The organism is Pseudomonas sp. CGJS7, from assembly GCF_036961695.1.
In genome coordinates, this window is sequence record NZ_JBAMDI010000176.1 from 1 (window position 1) to 18,503 (window position 18,503).

General features: G+C 63.1%; 15 protein-coding genes. 8 read left to right on the plus strand and 7 right to left on the minus strand.

The genetic code is table 11. The annotated features are described in order from the left end of the window. Positions 1-303: 303 nt before the first annotated feature. Positions 304-987: a hypothetical protein gene (locus V7787_RS48155; protein WP_064492590.1), complete on the minus strand. Its 684-nt coding sequence runs from the start codon at positions 985-987 to the stop codon at positions 304-306. A gap of 142 nt (positions 988-1,129) precedes the next feature. Between V7787_RS48155 and V7787_RS48160 the strand changes: the two genes are divergently transcribed. The 7 genes from V7787_RS48160 (at position 1,130) to yccS (ending at position 12,411) form a co-directional block, all read left to right on the plus strand. Beyond that, the gene (locus tag V7787_RS48160) at positions 1,130-2,932 is read left to right on the plus strand and encodes an acyl-CoA dehydrogenase (protein ID WP_104962669.1); all 1,803 of its coding nucleotides are present in this window, start codon (positions 1,130-1,132) and stop codon (positions 2,930-2,932) included. 31 nt (positions 2,933-2,963) lie between these two features. After that, positions 2,964-4,406 (plus strand): TldD/PmbA family protein, encoded by a 1,443-nt coding sequence (locus tag V7787_RS48165; protein ID WP_336094778.1) that lies wholly within the window; start codon positions 2,964-2,966, stop codon positions 4,404-4,406. Continuing rightward, entirely contained in the window at positions 4,406-5,725 is a 1,320-nt protein-coding gene (locus tag V7787_RS48170) for a TldD/PmbA family protein (RefSeq protein ID WP_336094779.1), read from the plus strand. Before V7787_RS48165 ends, V7787_RS48170 begins: the two co-directional genes overlap by 1 nt. 109 nt (positions 5,726-5,834) lie before the next feature. Continuing rightward, positions 5,835-7,262, plus strand: coding sequence for a multidrug transporter subunit MdtD (gene mdtD, locus V7787_RS48175; RefSeq protein WP_003249408.1), 1,428 nt, complete (start codon positions 5,835-5,837; stop codon positions 7,260-7,262). A 112-nt stretch (positions 7,263-7,374) separates the two neighbouring features. Beyond that, positions 7,375-8,712: an ATP-dependent RNA helicase DbpA gene (gene dbpA / locus V7787_RS48180; protein ID WP_230065385.1), complete on the plus strand. Its 1,338-nt coding sequence runs from the start codon at positions 7,375-7,377 to the stop codon at positions 8,710-8,712. Positions 8,713-8,834: 122 nt separating this feature from the next. Beyond that, positions 8,835-10,016: an NAD(P)/FAD-dependent oxidoreductase gene (locus V7787_RS48185; protein ID WP_020190675.1), complete on the plus strand. Its 1,182-nt coding sequence runs from the start codon at positions 8,835-8,837 to the stop codon at positions 10,014-10,016. A 211-nt stretch (positions 10,017-10,227) separates the two neighbouring features. After that, positions 10,228-12,411, plus strand: coding sequence for a YccS family putative transporter (gene yccS, locus V7787_RS48190; protein WP_020192743.1), 2,184 nt, complete (start codon positions 10,228-10,230; stop codon positions 12,409-12,411). An 18-nt stretch (positions 12,412-12,429) separates the two neighbouring features. Here the strand turns inward: yccS and V7787_RS48195 are convergent, their stop codons facing one another. Next, a complete protein-coding gene (locus V7787_RS48195; protein ID WP_020192742.1) occupies positions 12,430-13,167 on the minus strand; it encodes a substrate-binding periplasmic protein in 738 nt (245 codons plus the stop codon). A 153-nt stretch (positions 13,168-13,320) separates the two neighbouring features. On the opposite strand from V7787_RS48195, the gene V7787_RS48200 reads away from it, so the two are divergent. Next, positions 13,321-13,773, plus strand: a complete 453-nt coding sequence (locus V7787_RS48200; protein WP_064492594.1) for a GNAT family N-acetyltransferase — start codon at positions 13,321-13,323, stop codon at positions 13,771-13,773. Between the two features lie 25 nt (positions 13,774-13,798). Here the strand turns inward: V7787_RS48200 and V7787_RS48205 are convergent, their stop codons facing one another. The 5 genes from V7787_RS48205 to V7787_RS48225 all read right to left on the minus strand — a co-directional run bounded on the left by V7787_RS48205 (position 13,799) and on the right by V7787_RS48225 (position 18,484). Beyond that, a complete protein-coding gene (locus V7787_RS48205) occupies positions 13,799-14,095 on the minus strand; it encodes a winged helix-turn-helix domain-containing protein (protein WP_003249396.1) in 297 nt (98 codons plus the stop codon). A 12-nt stretch (positions 14,096-14,107) separates the two neighbouring features. Beyond that, positions 14,108-14,608: a M48 metallopeptidase family protein gene (locus V7787_RS48210; RefSeq protein WP_054889349.1), complete on the minus strand. Its 501-nt coding sequence runs from the start codon at positions 14,606-14,608 to the stop codon at positions 14,108-14,110. 39 nt (positions 14,609-14,647) lie between these two features. Then, positions 14,648-16,777: a putative bifunctional diguanylate cyclase/phosphodiesterase gene (locus tag V7787_RS48215; RefSeq protein ID WP_064492595.1), complete on the minus strand. Its 2,130-nt coding sequence runs from the start codon at positions 16,775-16,777 to the stop codon at positions 14,648-14,650. A 212-nt stretch (positions 16,778-16,989) separates the two neighbouring features. Further along, complete coding sequence (fba, locus tag V7787_RS48220; protein ID WP_010955535.1) at positions 16,990-18,054, minus strand: class II fructose-bisphosphate aldolase; 1,065 nt, start codon at positions 18,052-18,054, stop codon at positions 16,990-16,992. Positions 18,055-18,154: 100 nt separating this feature from the next. Further along, positions 18,155-18,484, minus strand: a complete 330-nt coding sequence (locus tag V7787_RS48225; RefSeq protein ID WP_004576614.1) for an MliC family protein — start codon at positions 18,482-18,484, stop codon at positions 18,155-18,157. Between the last annotated feature and the right edge of the window lie 19 nt (positions 18,485-18,503).

The window sequence follows — 18,503 nt, forward strand, 5'->3', positions numbered from 1 at the left end:
GGGTTCACCCGCGAAAGGGCCGGCCCTGCTGGCCAATCTTCACCCGTCGTTCACCGTTGCCGCCACCACCGTATTCGCGGGTAAACCCGCTCCTACACAGATTGGTGGTGGACACACATCGGGGGTTGGACACAGGCCGCTGTACGGTTTACCCGCGAAAGGACCAGCCTAGACAGACATATTAAAAAGCCTTGCAGCAGGCTTCTACCCCAGCATCGTATTGTCTTCAAGGCAAGTGAAAGCGCGGGGTGGATCGGGGACTATCCGGAGCTCCCCTCAGACAGAGCTCCGGCCAAAAGTTGCTCAAACCATTGGTGAAAGCGCAATCAAAGCAGACAGCTGTGCTGCCATAAGCCCAATACCCAACAGCATCCAAAGCCAATTTGCCAGCGTGAACCGGCTGTTGGCCTTCCCTTCTTTGTCACCCGCACTGAAATTGATGCCCTTCTGCATGAACACCAGAATGATCAGCCAAGCTACCTGAATGGCTAAACCCGCAAAATAGGCCGGCCACAGCTGGCCTTCCAACACGACGCCGGCAGCCACCCAGACAACGCAAAAACCGTAATAGCCCAGCGTGAGCCCCAGGATGGACCACGGATAGGTTTTACCTGAGTCGCGAATATGGTCATTTGCCCTTCTCAATAATGGATAGATGAAGAACACTGCAAAAGCGCTTCGCCAGAGCGGACTTACGCGCTCTCCCGTTTTCTCTCTATGCAGACTCCAACTTTGATAGAAGCAGTAAACCCAGTAGAAGCCCAAGGTAAAGAAAGTCATTACGCCAAATTTCATGGGTGAGACTACGAAGAAGGGAACCTGGTTGCCGTTGGCCTCAGCCAAGTCAGCGTGGTGGGCATCACTCATCTGAAACGTTTCCTTGTGAACACCAAAACGCACATTCAAGGCCAACTGATATTCGATCCGCAGCAGTCCATTTCCGATCTGGATTGTGGGAAACGTCTCCATATTCTCCCGAGCAGGCATTACACGACCTGACCTTGCGTTGGTTTCACCAATAACCGGCAGGCTTCCCGGCGTTCTCAACCCATATCACGCAAACCTATTAACCTGTCCCCAGTCTCACCACGCTCCTACACTCGCAGCATCCCGCCTCAGGACCGCCACCATGCCCGAGACCTTGCTCAGCCCCCGCAACCTCGCCTTCGAGCTCTACGAAGTCCTCGACGCCGAAGCCCTGACCCAGCGCCCGCGCTTCGCCGAGCACAGCCGTGAAACCTTCGATGCGGCACTGACCACCGCCCGCACCATCGCCGAAAAGTATTTCGCCCCGCACAACCGCAAGGCCGACGAAAACGAACCACGCTACGTGGACGGCCGCGCCGAGCTGATTCCCGAGGTGAAGCCCGCCGTCGATGCCTTCCTCGAAGCCGGCTTCCTCAACGCCAACCGGGACTTCGAGGTCGGCGGCATGCAGCTGCCCAGCCTGGTCTCGCAAGCCTGCTTCGCCCACTTCCAGGCCGCCAACGCCGGCACCACGGCCTACCCGTTCCTGACCATGGGCGCGGCCAACCTGATCGAGAGCTTCGGCTCCGATGAACAGAAGCGCCTGTTCCTGCAACCGATGATCGACGGCCGCTACTTCGGCACAATGGCGCTGACCGAACCCCACGCCGGCTCGTCGCTGGCCGACATACGCACCCGCGCCGAACCAGCAGGCGACGGCAGCTACCGGCTCAAAGGCAACAAGATCTTCATTTCCGGCGGCGACCACGAACTGTCGGAAAACATCGTGCACATGGTGCTGGCCAAGCTTCCGGACGCCCCGCCCGGGGTCAAGGGCATTTCGCTGTTCATCGTGCCCAAGTACCACGTTAACCCGGACGGCAGCCGCGGCCCGCGCAACGATGTGCTGCTGGCCGGGCTGTTCCACAAGATGGGCTGGCGCGGCACCACCTCGACCGCGCTGAACTTCGGCGACAATGGCCAGTGCGTCGGCTATCTGGTCGGCCAGCCGCACCAGGGCCTGGCCTGCATGTTCCAGATGATGAACGAGGCGCGGATAGGCGTAGGCATGGGCGCGGTGATGCTGGGTTACGCCGGCTACCTTTACTCCCTGGAATACGCTCGCCAGCGGCCGCAGGGCCGGCTGCCGGACAACAAGGACCCACACAGCCCGGCGGTACCGATCATCGAGCACACGGATGTGAAACGCATGCTCCTGGCGCAGAAGGCCTACGTAGAAGGCGCCTTTGATCTGGGCCTGTACGCCGCGCGCCTGTTCGACGACACCCATACGGCCCCTGACGAAAACGCCCGCAAACCGGCGCAGGACCTGCTCGACCTGCTGACCCCGATCGTCAAATCCTGGCCCTCGGCGTTCTGCCTCAAAGCCAACGAACTGGCGATCCAGATTCTTGGCGGCCACGGCTACACCCGCGAATACCCGGTGGAGCAGTACTACCGTGACAATCGCCTGAACCCGATCCACGAAGGCACGGAGGGTATCCAGTCGCTCGATCTGCTCGGCCGCAAGCTGGCACAGCACAATGGTGCCGGCCTCAAGCAATTGATCCGCCTGATCGCCGCCACCTGCGAGCGCGCCAGCCATCACCCGAACCTTGACCCACTGCGTCAGCCGCTGGAGCAACTGGCCAACCGCCTGCAAGGCGTAACCCTGGCCCTGCTCGGCGACCTGGCCCAAGGCAAAGTCGCTGGTGCCCTGGCCAACTCTGCCTTGTACCTCAAGGCCTTCGGCCACTGCGTGATCGGCTGGCGCTGGCTGGAACAGGCGGTTCACGCCGAGCTTGGCATGCTCAAGGGAACGGCTGCTGATCGCGACTTCTACCTCGGCAAGCTGCAAGCTGCGCGTTATTTCCTGACCTGGGAAGTACCGGGCTGCCATAATGAGCTGGCATTGCTCGAGGCACACGACGATACCTGCCTCGGCATGCAAGACGGGTGGTTCTAGGGGGAGCCACCGTGTACACGGAGGCATCCGCATGTTCGATTCCAGCGCCCTGCTGCGCCAGCGCTTTGCTGCGCTGCGCAGTACGGCCGAGTTGTTTTCCCTGCGCCATGTGAAACAGTCGCACCAGGCGCTTTCGGTTCGCCGCAACGTCGCCGAACCACCCTTCTTCAGCCAGGATGAGGGCGCCATGCTCACCGTGCGGGTCAATGGCGTGGAGGCCTACGCTGCCACCACCGACCTGTCCCAGGCTGGCCTGCAGCGCGCCCTTGAGCAAGCCGAGGCGCTGGCGCGGCAGATCGCCCGGCACAGCCTGCTGGACCTGCGCGAACACGCCGTGACCAGCGCACGCCACGACCATGTTTCGCCCAACTTCGACCAACCCGTGCCCAGCCTCGCCGACTGCCTTGGCCTGCTCGCCGCCGAATCGGCCAGCGTGCCCAAGGACAGCCGCTTGGTGGACTGGCAGGCCAGCCTGGGGCTGAGCCTGGTCGAGCAAACCTACCTGAACTCGGCCGGCGCCGAACTGCGCCATGCCCAGCGCTTCCTGTTCCCGGGCCTGGGGGTGACCGCCAGCGACGGCCAGGACAGCCAGAGCCGCAGCCTGGGCCGCGACAACTTCGGCCAACAGGGTGGTTTCGAGATCATCGAGCGCTGCGGCCTGGTCGGCGCGGCCAGCCGGGTGGCCGACGAAGCACTGCAACTGCTGCTGGCACCGAACACCCCCAGTGGCCCGCGCGACCTGCTGTTGATGCCGGACCAGATGATGCTGCAGATTCACGAATCCATCGGCCACCCGCTGGAGATGGACCGCATTCTCGGCGACGAGCGCAACTACGCCGGCACCAGCTTCGTCAAGGCCAGCGACTTCGGCCACCTGCAGTACGGCTCCAGCCTGCTGAACGTGACCTTCGACCCGACCATTGGCGAAGAGCTGGCCAGCTACAGTCATGACGACGACGGCACCCCGGCCAGCAAAGCGTTCCTGATACGCGACGGCCTGCTGCTGCGCCCGCTGGGTGGCGCGCTGTCGCAGTTCCGCTCTGGCCTGGACGGCGTGGCCAACAGCCGTGCCTGCGGCTGGAACCGCGCGCCGATCGACCGCATGGCCAACCTCAACATCGAGCCGGGCGACCAGTCTTTCGAGCAACTGATCGGAGGCATCGAGCACGGCATCCTGATGCGTACCAACCGTTCCTGGTCCATCGACGATGCGCGCAACAAGTTCCAGTTCGGCTGCGAATGGGGCCAGTTGATTGAAAATGGCGAGCTCAAGGGCATCGTCAAGAACCCCAACTACCGCGGCATCTCCGCGCAGTTCTGGCGCAACCTGTCGGCGGTTGGCGACCACAGTACCTTCCAGGTGCTGGGCACGCCCAACTGTGGCAAGGGCGAACCCAATCAGGTGGTGCGGGTCGGCCACGCCTCGCCGGCCTGTGTGTTCCGCCAGATCGATGTATTCGGAGGAGACGCGTGATGAAACAGGCTTTCGAAACCCTGGTCGGGGAGGTGCGCACCGCCCTTCAGGCGGGCGAGCAGTTCACCCTCGGTTACAGTGCCGAGCAATCGCAGTTCGTGCGTTTCAACCATGCCAAGGTGCGCCAGGCCGGCGAAGTAAACCAGGCCACTGTGCAATTGCGGCTGATCCACGATGGCCGCCAGGCTGAACAGCAAGTGACCTTGAGTGGCGATGCGCAGCTGGACCGCCAACGCCTGGCGGATGCCCTGGAGCAGCTGCGCCAGACACTGCCGCTACTCGCCGTCGACCCTTACCTGCGGCTGGACGAGAGCCCCTGGCACAGCCATAGCCAGCAAGCGCAGGCGCTGCCAGACCTGAACGAAGTGCTGGCACTGCTGGAGCGTGATGCCGGTGACCTGGACCTGGTCGGTATATACGCCGCTGGCCCGGTCTGCCGGGGCTTCGCCAGCTCGTTCGGCGCTTTCGGCTGGCACCAGGCCAACAGCTTCAACTTCGATTGGAGCGTGTTCCACCCAAACGGCGAAGCGGTGAAAGCCAACTATGCCGGCCAGCTGTGGAACGCCGACGACTTCAGCGCACGCCTGCGCCAGGCGCGGGAGCAATTGGGCTTTCTTGGGCGCCCGGCGGTGACCCTCAAGCCAGGCAGCTACCGCGCTTTCCTGGCGCCGGCAGCGATGGACGAGATCGCCGGCATGTTGTGCTGGGGCGGTTTTTCCGCGCAGGCCCTGGCGACTGGCAACAGTGCCTTGCAGCGCCTGTACAACGGCGATGCGCGGCTTAGCCCGCTGGTGAGCTTTACCGAGCAGGTCAGTGGCTCGTTGAGCCCGGCGTTTTCCGATGAAGGCTCGCCGCGCCTGGATGTGCCGTTGATTCAGCAAGGAGAGGCGCTGCAACGGCTGATCAGTGCGCGCAGTGCGGCCGAATTCGGGCTGCTGGCCAATGGCGCCGACAGCTACGAGTCGCCTTGCGCGCTCAGCCTGGCGCCGGGTAGTTTGCCCACCGAGCAAATCCTGCAGCGGCTTGGCACCGGGCTGTACATCAGCAACCTGTGGTACCTGAACTACTCGGACCTGCCAGCGGCGCGCATGACCGGGCTGACCCGCTTCGCCACTTTCTGGGTAGAAGACGGGCAGATCCAGGGGCCGGTGAGTACCATGCGCTTCGATGACAGCCTGTACAGCTTGCTGGGCAGCCAGCTTGAGGACCTGACCCAGGAGCGCGAGATGATCCTGTCGACAAGTACTTATGGACAGCGCAGTACCGGGTCGAGTCATTTGCCCGGGGCACTGGTCAAAGGCCTGACCCTGACATTGTGACTGGACTTGCCGGCCCTTTCGCGGCTAAAGCCGCACCTACAAGGAACGCGTAACCCCTGTAGGAGCGGCTTTAGCCGCGAAAGGGCCGGCACTGACAAACGAGGACGTCATGCCCGAACGCACCCCGCTGGACCCCGTCACTGCCCGCTGGATCCCTTGGGTGGTGGCCATCGCCTTCTTCATGCAGTCCCTGGACGGCACCATCCTCAACACCGCACTGCCGGCCATGGCCCGCTCGTTGGCCGAAGACCCCTTGCGCATGCAGGGTGTGATCATTGCCTACATGCTCACCGTGGCCCTGCTGATCCCCGCCTCAGGCTGGATCGCCGACCGTTTCGGCACCAAGCGCATCTTCTTCAGCGCCATCTTGCTGTTCAGCTTTGGCTCGCTGCTGTGCGCTGCAGCCAACAGCCTTGGCTTCCTGATCTTCGCCCGCGTGGTGCAGGGCCTGGGCGGTGCGCTGATGCTGCCGGTCGGGCGGCTGGTGGTGCTGCGCGCCTACCCACGCAGCGAGCTGGTGCGGATCATGAGTTTCATCACCATCCCCGGCCTGCTCGGGCCATTGCTGGGCCCAACGGTCGGTGGCTGGCTGGTGGAAATCCTCAGCTGGCACTGGATCTTCCTGCTCAACCTGCCAGTCGGCCTGCTTGGCTGCATTGCCGTGTGGAAGTTCATCCCGGACTTGCGCGGCGCCGAGCGCACCACCTTCGACGGCCCTGGTTTCCTGCTGTTCGGCGCAGCGATGGTACTGATCACCATTGCCATGGAAGGCCTGGGCGAGCTGCACCTGCCGCACTTGCGGGTAATGTTGCTGCTGTTCGCCGGCATGGCCTGCCTGGCCGCGTACTGGCTGCGCGCCGGGCGCGACCCGGAGCCGCTGTTCTCGCCCAGCCTGTTCCGCGTGCGTACTTTCGCCATCGGCATCCTCGGCAACCTGTTCGCCCGCCTGGGCAGCGGCGCTCTGCCGTTCCTGGTGCCGTTGCTGCTGCAGGTCGCGCTGGGCTACTCACCCGCCCAGGCCGGCATGAGCATGATCCCGCTGGCGGCGGCGGCCATGCTGGCCAAATCCATTGCCCGACCGCTGATCGAACGGTTCGGCTATCGCATCATCCTCACCGGCAATACCTTGCTGCTGGGCATCCTGCTGGCAAGCCTGGGCCTGGTGGACGAGCAGACCCCTTATTGGCTGCTGTTGGTGCAGCTTGGCCTCCTGGGCGCAGTGAACTCCATGCAGTTCACTGCGATGAACACAGTGACGCTCATCGATCTCGACGACGCCAGCGCCAGCAGCGGTAACAGCCTGCTGTCGGTGGTCGCGCAACTGTCGCTGAGCCTGGGTGTGGCCTGCGCCGGCGCACTGTTGGGCGGCTTTACTGCGGCAGGCAGCGCCGAAGGCGTGGAAACCACCCTGGGCGCGTTCCAGCTGACCTTCGTCACCATCGGTGTAATGGCCATGCTGGCAGCAGCGATCTTCCTGCAGCTGGCGCCGACGGACGGAAGGCGTGCCCGTCGTCCGGAACAACACATGGAGTCGTAGGGCGAATGGCCACGAGGCTGGTAGACTATGCGGCATTTTTCGCTTCGCACCGCAGGCCCGCCTCGTGACCACCGAATCCACCGCCTTTGCCACCTTGCCGCTGTCCACTGCCATGCTGGCCAACCTGGAGGCGCTCGGCTATGCCTCGATGACGCCGATCCAGGCCCAGAGCCTGCCTGTCATCCTTAAAGGCCAGGACCTGATCGCCCAGGCCAAGACCGGTAGCGGCAAGACTGCCGCCTTCGGCATCGGCCTGCTCAACCCGATCAACCCGCGCTACTTCGGCTGCCAGGCGTTGGTGCTCTGCCCTACCCGCGAACTCGCCGACCAGGTGGCCAAGGAGCTGCGCCGCCTGGCCCGTGCCGAGGACAACATCAAGATCCTGACCCTGTGCGGCGGCGTTTCGCTGGGCCCACAGATCGCTTCGCTGGAGCACGGCGCGCACATCATCGTCGGCACCCCAGGGCGCATCCAGCAGCACCTGGACAAAGGCACTCTGGTCCTGGACGGGTTGAACACCCTGGTGCTGGACGAAGCCGACCGCATGCTCGACATGGGCTTCTTCGACGCCATCGCCAGCATCATCGGCAAGACCCCGTCGCGCCGCCAGACCCTGCTGTTCTCGGCCACCTACCCGGCCGGCATCAAGCAACTGGCCGCCGACTTCATGCGCAACCCGCAGCAGGTCAAGGTCGAAAGCCTGCACACCGACAACCAGATCGAGCAGCGTTTCATCGAGATTGACCCGCAGCAACGCCTGGAAGCCGTCACCCGCGTGCTCGGCCACTACCGCCCGCAGTCGTGCGTAGCGTTCTGCTTCACCAAGCAGCAATGCGAGGACGTGGTCGCCCACCTGACCGCCAAGGGCATCGTCGCCCAGGCCCTGCACGGCGACCTGGAGCAGCGCGACCGTGACCAGGTGCTGACCATGTTCGCCAACCGCAGCAGCTCGGTGCTGGTGGCTACCGACGTGGCCGCGCGCGGCCTGGACATCGATGGCCTGGACATGGTCATCAACGTGGAGCTGGCGCGTGATGCCGAAATCCACGTGCACCGCGTGGGCCGTACCGGCCGCGCCGGCGAGAAAGGCGTTGCGGTCAGCCTGGTGGCACCGGCCGAAGGCCACCGCGCCCAGGCCATCGAAGCGCTGCAGAAGAGCCCGCTGCGCTGGGACCAGCTGGACAGCCTGAAAAACAAGGGCGGCGAGCCCCTGCTGCCGGTGATGACCACACTGTGCATTGCCGCTGGCCGCAAGGACAAGCTGCGCCCTGGCGACATCCTGGGGGCCCTGACCGGTGATGCCGGCATCCCGGGCAAGCAAGTGGGCAAGATCGCCATCTTCGACTTCCAGGCGTTTGTGGCCGTGGAGCGGGCGCTGGCCAAGCAGGCCATGCAGCGGCTGAACAGCGGTAAGATCAAGGGTCGCGCCCTGAAAGTCCGCATTATCTAAAGCCAGGCAAAGCCCCCTGTAGGAGCGGGTTTACCCGCGAACGCGGCAGTAAATGCATCGTCGCATTCGCGGGTGAACCCGTTCCCACAGGGTTCAGCATTTCAAATCTGAAGGTTCATACCGTGCACTCCACCGACGTGATCATCCTTGGCGCCGGCGCCGCCGGCCTGATGTGCGCCCAGCTCAGCGCCCGTCGCGGCCGCCGGGTGCTGCTGCTCGACCACGCCAACAAGCCAGGCAAGAAAATCCTCATGTCCGGCGGCGGGCGTTGCAACTTCACCAACCTGTACACCGAGCCGGCCAACTTCCTTTCGCACAACGCGCACTTCTGCAAGTCGGCCCTGGCCCGCTACACCCAGTGGGACTTCATCGAGCTGGTGTGCAAGCACGGCGTGGCGTACCACGAGAAGAAGCTCGGCCAGCTGTTCTGTGACAACAAGGCCAGCGACATCCTCGACATGCTGCTGGCCGAGTGCGACGAGGCCGGTGCCGAGATCCGCATGCACACCAGCATCGAACAGATCGAGAAGACCGAAAGCGGCTACCTGCTGCAGACCAGCGGCGGCCAGTTCGCCTGCCAGTCGCTGGTCATCGCCACCGGCGGCCTGTCGATCCCGACCCTGGGCGCCACCGGTTTCGGCTACCAGGTGGCCCGCCAGTTCGGCCACACCCTGCTGCCAACCCGCGCTGGGCTGGTGCCATTCACCATCACCGAGCCCCAACTCAAGGCGATGTGCACCGAGTTGTCCGGCACCTCGCTGGACTGCACCGCCAGCTGTAATGGCACCAGCTTCCGCGAAAACCTGCTGTTCACGCACCGCGGCCTGAGCGGCCCGGCAATCTTGCAGATCTCGTCGTTCTGGGAAGCCGGTGACACGGTCGAGATCAACCTGTTGCCCGACCGTGATGCGCTTTCCTGGCTGCAACAGATGCAGGCCGAACGCGCCAACGCCGAACTGAAGACCGTGCTGGGCGAGGTGTTCACCCGCAAGCTGGCCAACTTGCTGGCCGAGCAGTGGTTCGAGTCGAAGCCAATGAAGCAGTACACCCCGGCGGAACTGGCGCAAATCGCCGAAAAGCTGGCGAACTGGCAAGTTGTACCGGCCGGCACCGAAGGCTACCGTACCGCCGAAGTGACCCTGGGCGGCGTGGATACCCGCGAGGTGTCGTCCAAGACCATGGAATCGCTGAAAAGCCCCGGCTTGTACTTCATCGGTGAAGTGCTGGATGTCACCGGCCACCTGGGCGGTTTCAACTTCCAGTGGGCTTGGGCATCGGCGAACGCCGCCGCGCAGTTCGTGTAGAGTAGAATCCTTTCAGCAGCACGGAACGCTTCTTGCTGGCCCGTGCTTGGCGCCGTTATTGGGGCCGCTGCGCGCCCCTTCGCGGACGCGCCCGCTCCCGCAGGGCCCTGTGTCGTATGCGTGGGAGCGGGCGTGCCCGCGAAGGGGCGCGAAGCGGCCCCAATAACCGGCCCTGAAAGGTATTCTTCTGATCACCGCCTGGCAGGCCATCATGTCATCGAGCTCGTTCCGTCAGTCACTGCGTCGCCTGTGGGGCCAAGACAAGTTCAGCTACAGCATCCGGGTCACCATTGCCCTCACCGGCAGCCTGGCCCTGTGCTGGTACCAGAACGAGATGGCCCTGCTGATTCCGCTGTTCCTCGGCATCATCGCCAGCGCCCTGGCCGAAACCGACGACAGCTGGCAGGGCCGCCTCAGCGCCCTGGCCGTTACCCTGGTGTGCTTCGCCATCGCTGCACTGGCAGTCGAGTTGCTGTTCCCCTACCCCTGGATCTTCGTCATTGCCCTGGCCCTGGCTGCCTTTGGCCTGACCATGCTCGGGGCGCTGGGCGAGCGCTACGGCGCCATCGCTTCGGCCACCTTGATCACTGCGGTCTACACCATGATCGGGGTGGACCAGCGCGGCGGCCAGGTCACCGATTTCTGGCACGAACCGCTGCTGCTGGTGGCAGGTGCGGCCTGGTACGGGTTGTTGTCGGTGCTGTGGCAGGCGCTGTTTTCCAACCAGCCGGTACAGCAGAGCCTGGCCAGACTGTTCTTCGAGCTGGGCAGCTACCTGAAGCTCAAGGCCAGCCTGTTTGAACCGGTCCGCACGCTCGACGTCGAGGCACGGCGCCTGGAACTGGCGCAGCAGAACGGCAAGGTGGTGGCCGCGCTGAACGCAGCCAAGGAGATCATCCTGCACCGGGTGGGCAACAGCCAGCCAAACTCGAAGGTAAGCCGCTACCTCAAGCTGTACTTCCTGGCCCAGGACATCCACGAGCGTGTCAGTGCCTCGCACTACCCCTACAACGCACTGACCGAGGCGTTTTTCCACAGTGATGTCATGTTCCGCTGCCAGCGCCTGTTGCGTAAGCAGGGTTCATCCTGCCAGGAACTGGCCCGCTCGATCCGCCTGCGCCAACCGTTCGTACTGGCCAGCGGTTATCCAGAAGCCCTCGAGGACCTCAACGCTTCGCTCGAGCACCTGCGCATCCAGAGCAACCCGGCCTGGCGCAGCCTGCTGCGGTCGCTGCGGGCGCTGGCTGCCAACCTGGCAACGCTGGACCGCCTGCTCAGTGCCGCCAGCAACCCGGATAGCCTGGCCGACGCCAGCGACAGCAGCCTGCTCGACCGCTCGCCACACTCGCTGAAGGACGTGTGGACGCGCCTGCGCACTCAGCTCACACCGACTTCGCTGTTGTTCCGCCATGCCTTGCGCCTGCCGCTGGCGTTGTCGATCGGCTATGGCATGGTGCACCTGATTCACCCGACCCAGGGCTACTGGATCATCCTCACCACGCTGTTCGTCTGCCAGCCCAACTACGGGGCCACGCGGCGCAAGCTGGTGCAGCGAATCTTCGGCACTGCCGTTGGCCTGACCGTGGGCTGGGCCTTGTTCGACCTGTTCCCCAACCCGGTCATCCAGTCGTTGTTCGCCGTGGTTGCCGGGGTGGTGTTCTTCGTCAACCGCACCACCCGCTACACCCTGGCCACTGCGGCGATCACCCTGATGGTGCTGTTCTGCTTCAACCAGATCGGCGATGGCTACGGCCTGTTCCTGCCACGCCTGTTCGATACGCTGGTGGGCAGCCTGATTGCCATTCTTGCAGTGTTCCTGTTCCTGCCTGACTGGCAGGGCCGACGGCTGAACAAGGCGCTGGCCAATACCCTGGCCTGCGCCAGCGTGTACCTGCGCCAGATCATGCAGCAGTATGCCCACGGCAAGCGCGACGACCTGGCCTACCGCCTGGCCCGGCGCAATGCCCACAACGCTGACGCGGCGTTGTCCACCACCTTGGCCAACATGCTGATGGAGCCGGGGCATTTCCGTAAGGAGGCCGACGTTGGCTTTCGCTTCCTGGTGCTGTCGCACACCTTGCTCAGCTACCTCTCGGGGTTAGGCGCGCACCGCGACACGGCGTTGCCGGCGGAGGTGCAGGAGCAGTTGATCGAAGGCGCCGGGCAAAGCCTGGCCAGCAGCCTGGACGAGATTGCCAACGGCCTGGCCGCACGGCTGCCGGTGGCGATTCACAGTGATGCCGAAGAGGCGCTGGCCAATGCCCTGGAGCAGATGCCGGAAGATCTGGATGAGCATCAGCGGCTGGTGCAGACGCAGTTGGCGTTGATATGCCGGCAGCTGGGGCCATTGCGGACCCTGGCGGCACACCTGATCAAGGAAAATGCCCCGGCCTGATCGTTTTATTGCCTGTGCTCAAAAGCCATACTGACGCAGCAGCCGGGCATAGCTGCCATCGGCCTTCATCGCCGCTATCGCCTGCTCGAAGCGCTCGACGATCCGCTTGTGCTCCGGGTGCTTCAGGCTGACCAGGACATGCAGGGTGTTCTCCCCCAGCGGCGGATCCACCAGCATCACCCTGTCACGCACTTCCTGCGGCTCGCGCTGCAGGTTGTAGCGGGCCACGTACTCGTCTTCCACCGCCAGGCTTACCCGCCCTGCCGCCAACATGCGTACCGCAGAAGAAAAGTTGCGCACCGGCACTTTGTTCAGACGCGGATCCCCGTCGAATTCCGGTGAATAGGCGTAATCACGCACTACCGCAATGCTGTAGGCATAAAGGTCAGACAGACGCGTGTAGCTGAACGCCTCGCCCTTACGTTGCAGCAGGCGAATACGATTACTCAGGTAGGCGCTGGAGAATTGCCCGATATTGGCGCGCGAGTCGTTGTACCAGGCATTGATCAGCACGTCGTAGCGCCCTTCACCTACCCCCAGCAACGCCCGCGCCCACGGCACCTCTTCATAGCCGCTGGCGTAGCCGGCACGGGCCAGTGCGGTGGTAACGATGCTGGTCGCAAGGCCGCCGCCCGGCATCTTGGCATCGGTGAACGGTGGCCAGTTGTCGGCCACCAGGCGTAGCTTGTCGTGACCCGGGGCAGGTGTTGCCAGCATCGTTGTCAGCAATCCCAGAACACAAAGCAGTGGCCGCATGCTCACGTCCTTTCGCAATGGAGGGCAACACTGCCAGTGAGATTACACAAAGCGCTTGCCGAGGGCAGCGGCCAATAGTGTCATTTAGCCTCTATTTTGGCCGAAGCACATGCAGCATGCGATGATCGAGCCCCATCCAAGGAGTTCGTGCCCATGTCAATCGACTGGCTCTGCAAGCACCACACCGACCTCGGCAAGGAGCAGCTCTATGCCATTTTGCAGCTACGCACTGAAGTGCTCGTGGTGGAGCAGCGCCACGCCTACCAGGAAGTCGATGGTCAGGACCTGACTGGCGATACCTTGCACCTCATGGCCTGGCAGGAAGACAAGCTGGTGGCCTACCTGCGCCTGCTGGATCCGCAGTCACAAGGTGGGGATGTGGTGATCGGACGAGTGGTGACATCACCGCAGGCGCGAGGTTTGCAGCTCGACGAAAGCTTGCTGCTCAAGGGGCTGGAAGCGGCGGAGCATTGCTGGCCGGGGGTGCCGGTTTATCTGTCGGCTCCAGCGCATTTACAGGCGTTTTATGCCCGCCATGGGTTTGCCGTGGTGGGCGAGGAGTCTTCGGAGGACGGCATCGCGTCCATTGGAATGCGCAAGGGATGAGCCCACCCTGTGCGGGCTTTGCACATCAGGGGTAACCCAGCACTTCGCGGATCTGCCGCAAGTGACGGATGATCCACTGCTTGTCGATCGCCCCCCAGTCATGAATGCGATAATGCCCGGCGTGGTTGCGTGCGCCTTCCTGCTGTTCGAACTCGCAGACGATGTCCAGGTCGGCCAGCGCGGCGATAGTGTCCTGAGCTGTGCGACGAGGCATGCCGGTGGCTTCCATCAGGGCGGGCACGCTGGTCGCAGTCTGGCTATCGATCAGCCAGGCCACGTACAGGCGGCGGTAGAAGCTGCTCTTGGTCTTGCTCACTTCCATGCTGCATGTTCCTTAGAGGTTGCCCGGCAGCTCCCGATAGGTCAGGTAGACGCGCAGGTCGAATTCCAGTTGGTGATAGTCCGGCTCCATGTGCTGGCAGAGCTGGTAGAACGCCTTGTTGTGATCTCGCTCGCGCAGGTGCGCCAACTCGTGCACAACAATCATGCGCAAGAACTGTGGCGCGGCCTCCTTGAACAGCGAGGCAATGCGGATTTCCTTCTTCGCCTTGAGCTTGCCGCCCTGCACCCGCGACACCGCCGTGTTCAAGCCCAGGGCCCGATGCGTCAGATCGAGGCGGCTGTCGAACAGCACCTTGTCCAGGTTTGGCGCACTTCGCAGGTACTGTTGGCGCAAATCCTGGGCATAGCCATACAGCGCCTTGTCGTTTTGCACGTCATGGCGGTCAGGGTAACGGCGCTGCAGGTATTCACCCAGGCGGTCGCTGTCGATCATCTGCCGCACCTGCTCCTGCAGGTGCGGGGGGTAGGCTTGCAAGTAACGTAGTACGGTCATGGCGCTGTATTCGGCGTAACGAATGCCGATTCTAGCCAATCACGGCCCTGGCCAGGAGAAAATTGCCGGGAAGCTGCTAGCGTCAGTCGCGGTCATCGGATAAGCCACCAGGAAACCCTGAACGTATTCGCAGCCATTGGCCTTGAGCCAGGCTGCCTGCGCCGGGGTCTCCACCCCCTCGGCGATCACCGTGATACGGTAATCGGCGCACAGGCCGATCACGCTGCGAACCAACGCAGCATCTACCGCCGAATCGGGCAGACGTGCCACCAGATGACGGTCGAGCTTGAGTGTGTCGATAGGCAGGTCGCGCAGCATGCGCAACGAACAGTCACCCGCACCGAAGTCATCCAGGGCCACCCTCACGCCCAGCTCACGCAAGCGGTGTATCTGTTTGACGGCCGCATCGATGTTATACATCAGCGACGTTTCCGCCACTTCCACCTCCAACTGCGTCGGGACAAGCTGGTAAAGCTGGATGACCCGTTGCAGTTCTTCGACCAGGCCAGGCATGACGAACTGCGCGCGGCTCAGGCTGATGCCGAGCACAAGGTCCGGCGGAAACCTGTCGTACCAGGCCTGCCGCTGGGCGGCCCCCTGGCGGTAGATCCAGCTGGCCAGGCGGTTGATCAGCCGCGCTTCTTCCAGCAACGGGATGAACAGCCCCGGCGGCACATCGCCAACGCTGGGGTGCTGCCAGCGCAGCAAGGCCTCGAAACCACGCAGGCGGCCATCGTGGAAGGCGACCTGTGGCTGGTACACCAAGGTAAAGTCCTGCTGCTCGATGGCCGTGCGCACGCTGTCCTCGAGCATCAATCGCGAGCGCGCCCGTCCGTTGAGTTCCTGATCGTAGAAGCGGTATTGCTGACGCCCCGCTTGCTTGGCGGCGTACATCGCAGCATCGGCCGAACGCAGCAGGCCTTCGACATTGGCGCCGCAGTCCGGGTAGGTGGCAATGCCGATGCTGACCCCAAGGCACACATCGAGCCCGTCTACCTCATGGCTGATGGAAACACGTTCGAGCAACCGCTCGGCAAAACGCCCGGCCTGCTCCGGGTAGGGCAAGCTGTCGAACAGTGCAGTGAACTCATCACCACCCATACGCGCCAGCAAGGCCTCACTGCCAAGGCAGTCCTTGAGCTGCTCGGCCACCCAGCGCAACACCCGGTCGCCCGCGTCGTGGCCGAGCGAGTCGTTGATGCGCTTGAAGCCATCCAGGTCCATGTACATCAGCGCCTGCGCCTTGTCCGAGCGCTCGTTGCGCAACAGTGCACCTTCAGCCGCCTGGTAGAAACCACGGCGGTTGAGCAGGCCGGTGAGCGGGTCAGTAATGGCCTGGTATTCCAGCTGTTGGTGCAAGTTACGCACTGCCGACATGTCCAGCACGGTCACCACCATGGCCTGTTGATCGGCCGGCAACGGCGCACAGGACAGCGCCACCGGCACAAGCTCACCGCCTTGGGTACGCAATTGGGCATCGTGTACGCGGTAGATCTGCCGCCCCTGGTAGGCCTTGTAGAAGTCCGACTCGCGCCACAGGCTGGTACTGGTCAGTTGCACAACGTCGAGCAATTGGGTGCCCTGCAGGTGTTGCACCGGTGCCGCCAGCAAACGGGAAATGGCCGGATTGGCAAAACTGATGATGCCTTGGGCATCAACCACCAGAATGCCTTCGGCGGCATTTTCCAGGATGGACGCATTGAAGGCCCTGGCCGTCTCCAGCTCGCGACTCAGCTGCTGCAGCATGCGCCGGTTGCGCTGCTGGTCGAGCAGCGCCTGGACCTTGGGCTTGAGGATTTGTGGGTCGAACGGTTTGAACATGTAGTCCACGGCGCCGCTGGCGTAGCCTTTGAGCACGGCCGCTTCGGACTGTTCGTTGGCGGTGAGGAAAATGATCGGGGTCAGTCGGGTACGCTGATTGCCGCGCATCAGCCGGGCGACTTCAAAGCCGTCCATTTCCGGCATCTGTACATCCATCAACACCAGGTCGACTTCGTATTCAAGCAACGCGCTCAAGGCTTCTATCCCAGAGCTTGCCGTCAATACTTGCCAATCCTGCCGGGCCAGCAAGGCCCGCATGCTGATGAGGTTCTCGGGGTAGTCGTCTACCACCAGAAGAACTGAGCTGCCATCCAGTGGCTGCTGCTGTTGAGGGTGAGCGCCATCCATGCTGCTTCTCTGTTATGTGACCGACTTCAAAATACTGTTGGATCCATTAGTACTCTAGACCTGAGGCTGCAACACGCAATGCAATCAGAACGCTATCAATGGTCAAACTGTACGGTAGCCGACTAACGGTCGGTCTGCCGGAATTATGTACAGGTTTCCATCGCCCATAAAAAAACCCGCATCGCTGCGGGTTTTTCAGGGTTACCTGTCGATCAGTTGACCTTGGCGGCCAGTTCACCTTTCAGGTAGCGCTGGTACATACCTTCCAGAGAGATCGGCTTGATCTTCGAGGCATTGCCCGCGGTGCCGAAGGCTTCGTAACGCGCGATGCACACGTCGCGCATGGCCTTGATGGTTTCACCGAAGAACTTGCGCGGGTCGAACTCGCTCGGGTTCTGCGCCATCAGGCGGCGCATGGCACCGGTAGAGGCCAGACGCAGGTCGGTATCGATGTTGACCTTGCGCACGCCGTGCTTGATGCCTTCAACGATTTCTTCGACCGGTACACCGTAGGTTTCTTTGATGTCGCCGCCGTACTGGTTGATGATCGCCAGCCACTCTTGCGGTACCGAGGACGAACCGTGCATCACCAGGTGGGTGTTGGGGATGCGCTTGTGGATTTCCTTGATGCGATCGATGGCCAGCACGTCACCGGTTGGTGGCTTGGTGAACTTGTAGGCACCGTGGCTGGTACCAATGGCGATCGCCAGGGCGTCGACCTGGGTCTTCTTGACGAAGTCGGCGGCTTCTTCCGGGTCGGTCAGCATCTGGCTGTGATCCAGCACGCCTTCGGCGCCGATCCCGTCTTCTTCACCGGCCATGCCGGTTTCCAGCGAACCCAGGCAGCCCAGCTCGCCTTCAACCGAAACGCCGCAGGCGTGAGCCATGGCAACGGTCTGCTGGGTAACGCGGACGTTGTACTCGTAGTCGGTCGGGGTCTTGCCGTCTTCACCCAGCGAGCCGTCCATCATGACCGAGCTGAAGCCCAGCTGGATCGAGCGCTGGCAGACGTCAGGGCTGGTACCGTGGTCCTGGTGCATGCACACCGGAATGTGCGGGAACTCTTCGATGGCAGCCAGGATCAGGTGGCGCAGGAAAGGCGCACCAGCGTATTTGCGGGCACCGGCCGAAGCCTGGACGATCACGGGGGAGTCGGTCTTGTCGGCCGCTTCCATGATGGCGCGCATCTGCTCGAGGTTGTTGACGTTGAAAGCTGGTACGCCGTAGCCGAACTCGGCGGCGTGGTCCAGCATCTGGCGCATGCTAATGAGTGCCATTGTGTATCTCTCTCCCGACAAGCGTCGTTTGTTTCGTGCAAGCCTGCCGCAGGGGCGGTTGCTGTTCAAGTAGTGTGGGCCACCCTCGCGGCCCGGCCAGTCACGGTGCCTTGCAGCCCCGCCCAATCAGATCGTTGGTTGCCACCCAGTACACCAGGCCTTCTTCGCCCTTGGTGTGGAAGGCCAGCATGCCATCGCTGTACAGCGCACCCGAGGCACCCGGTTCAGCCTTGAGCCGGTACACCTGGTCGCCGCCGCCAAGGCGCACGTCAACCTGGTCACGTTGCGCATCGGCGAAGCGCCAAAGCACCTCAGCCTGGGTGTCGCAGACCCAACGGGTCCAGTTGTCTGCCGGGGCCGGTTGCGCCGGCTGCAGCAGTGAGCATCCTGCCAGTGTCGCCAGGGCCGTCACGGCCAAAAGCGCTTTCATTCAGTTTCCTCGATTTGGG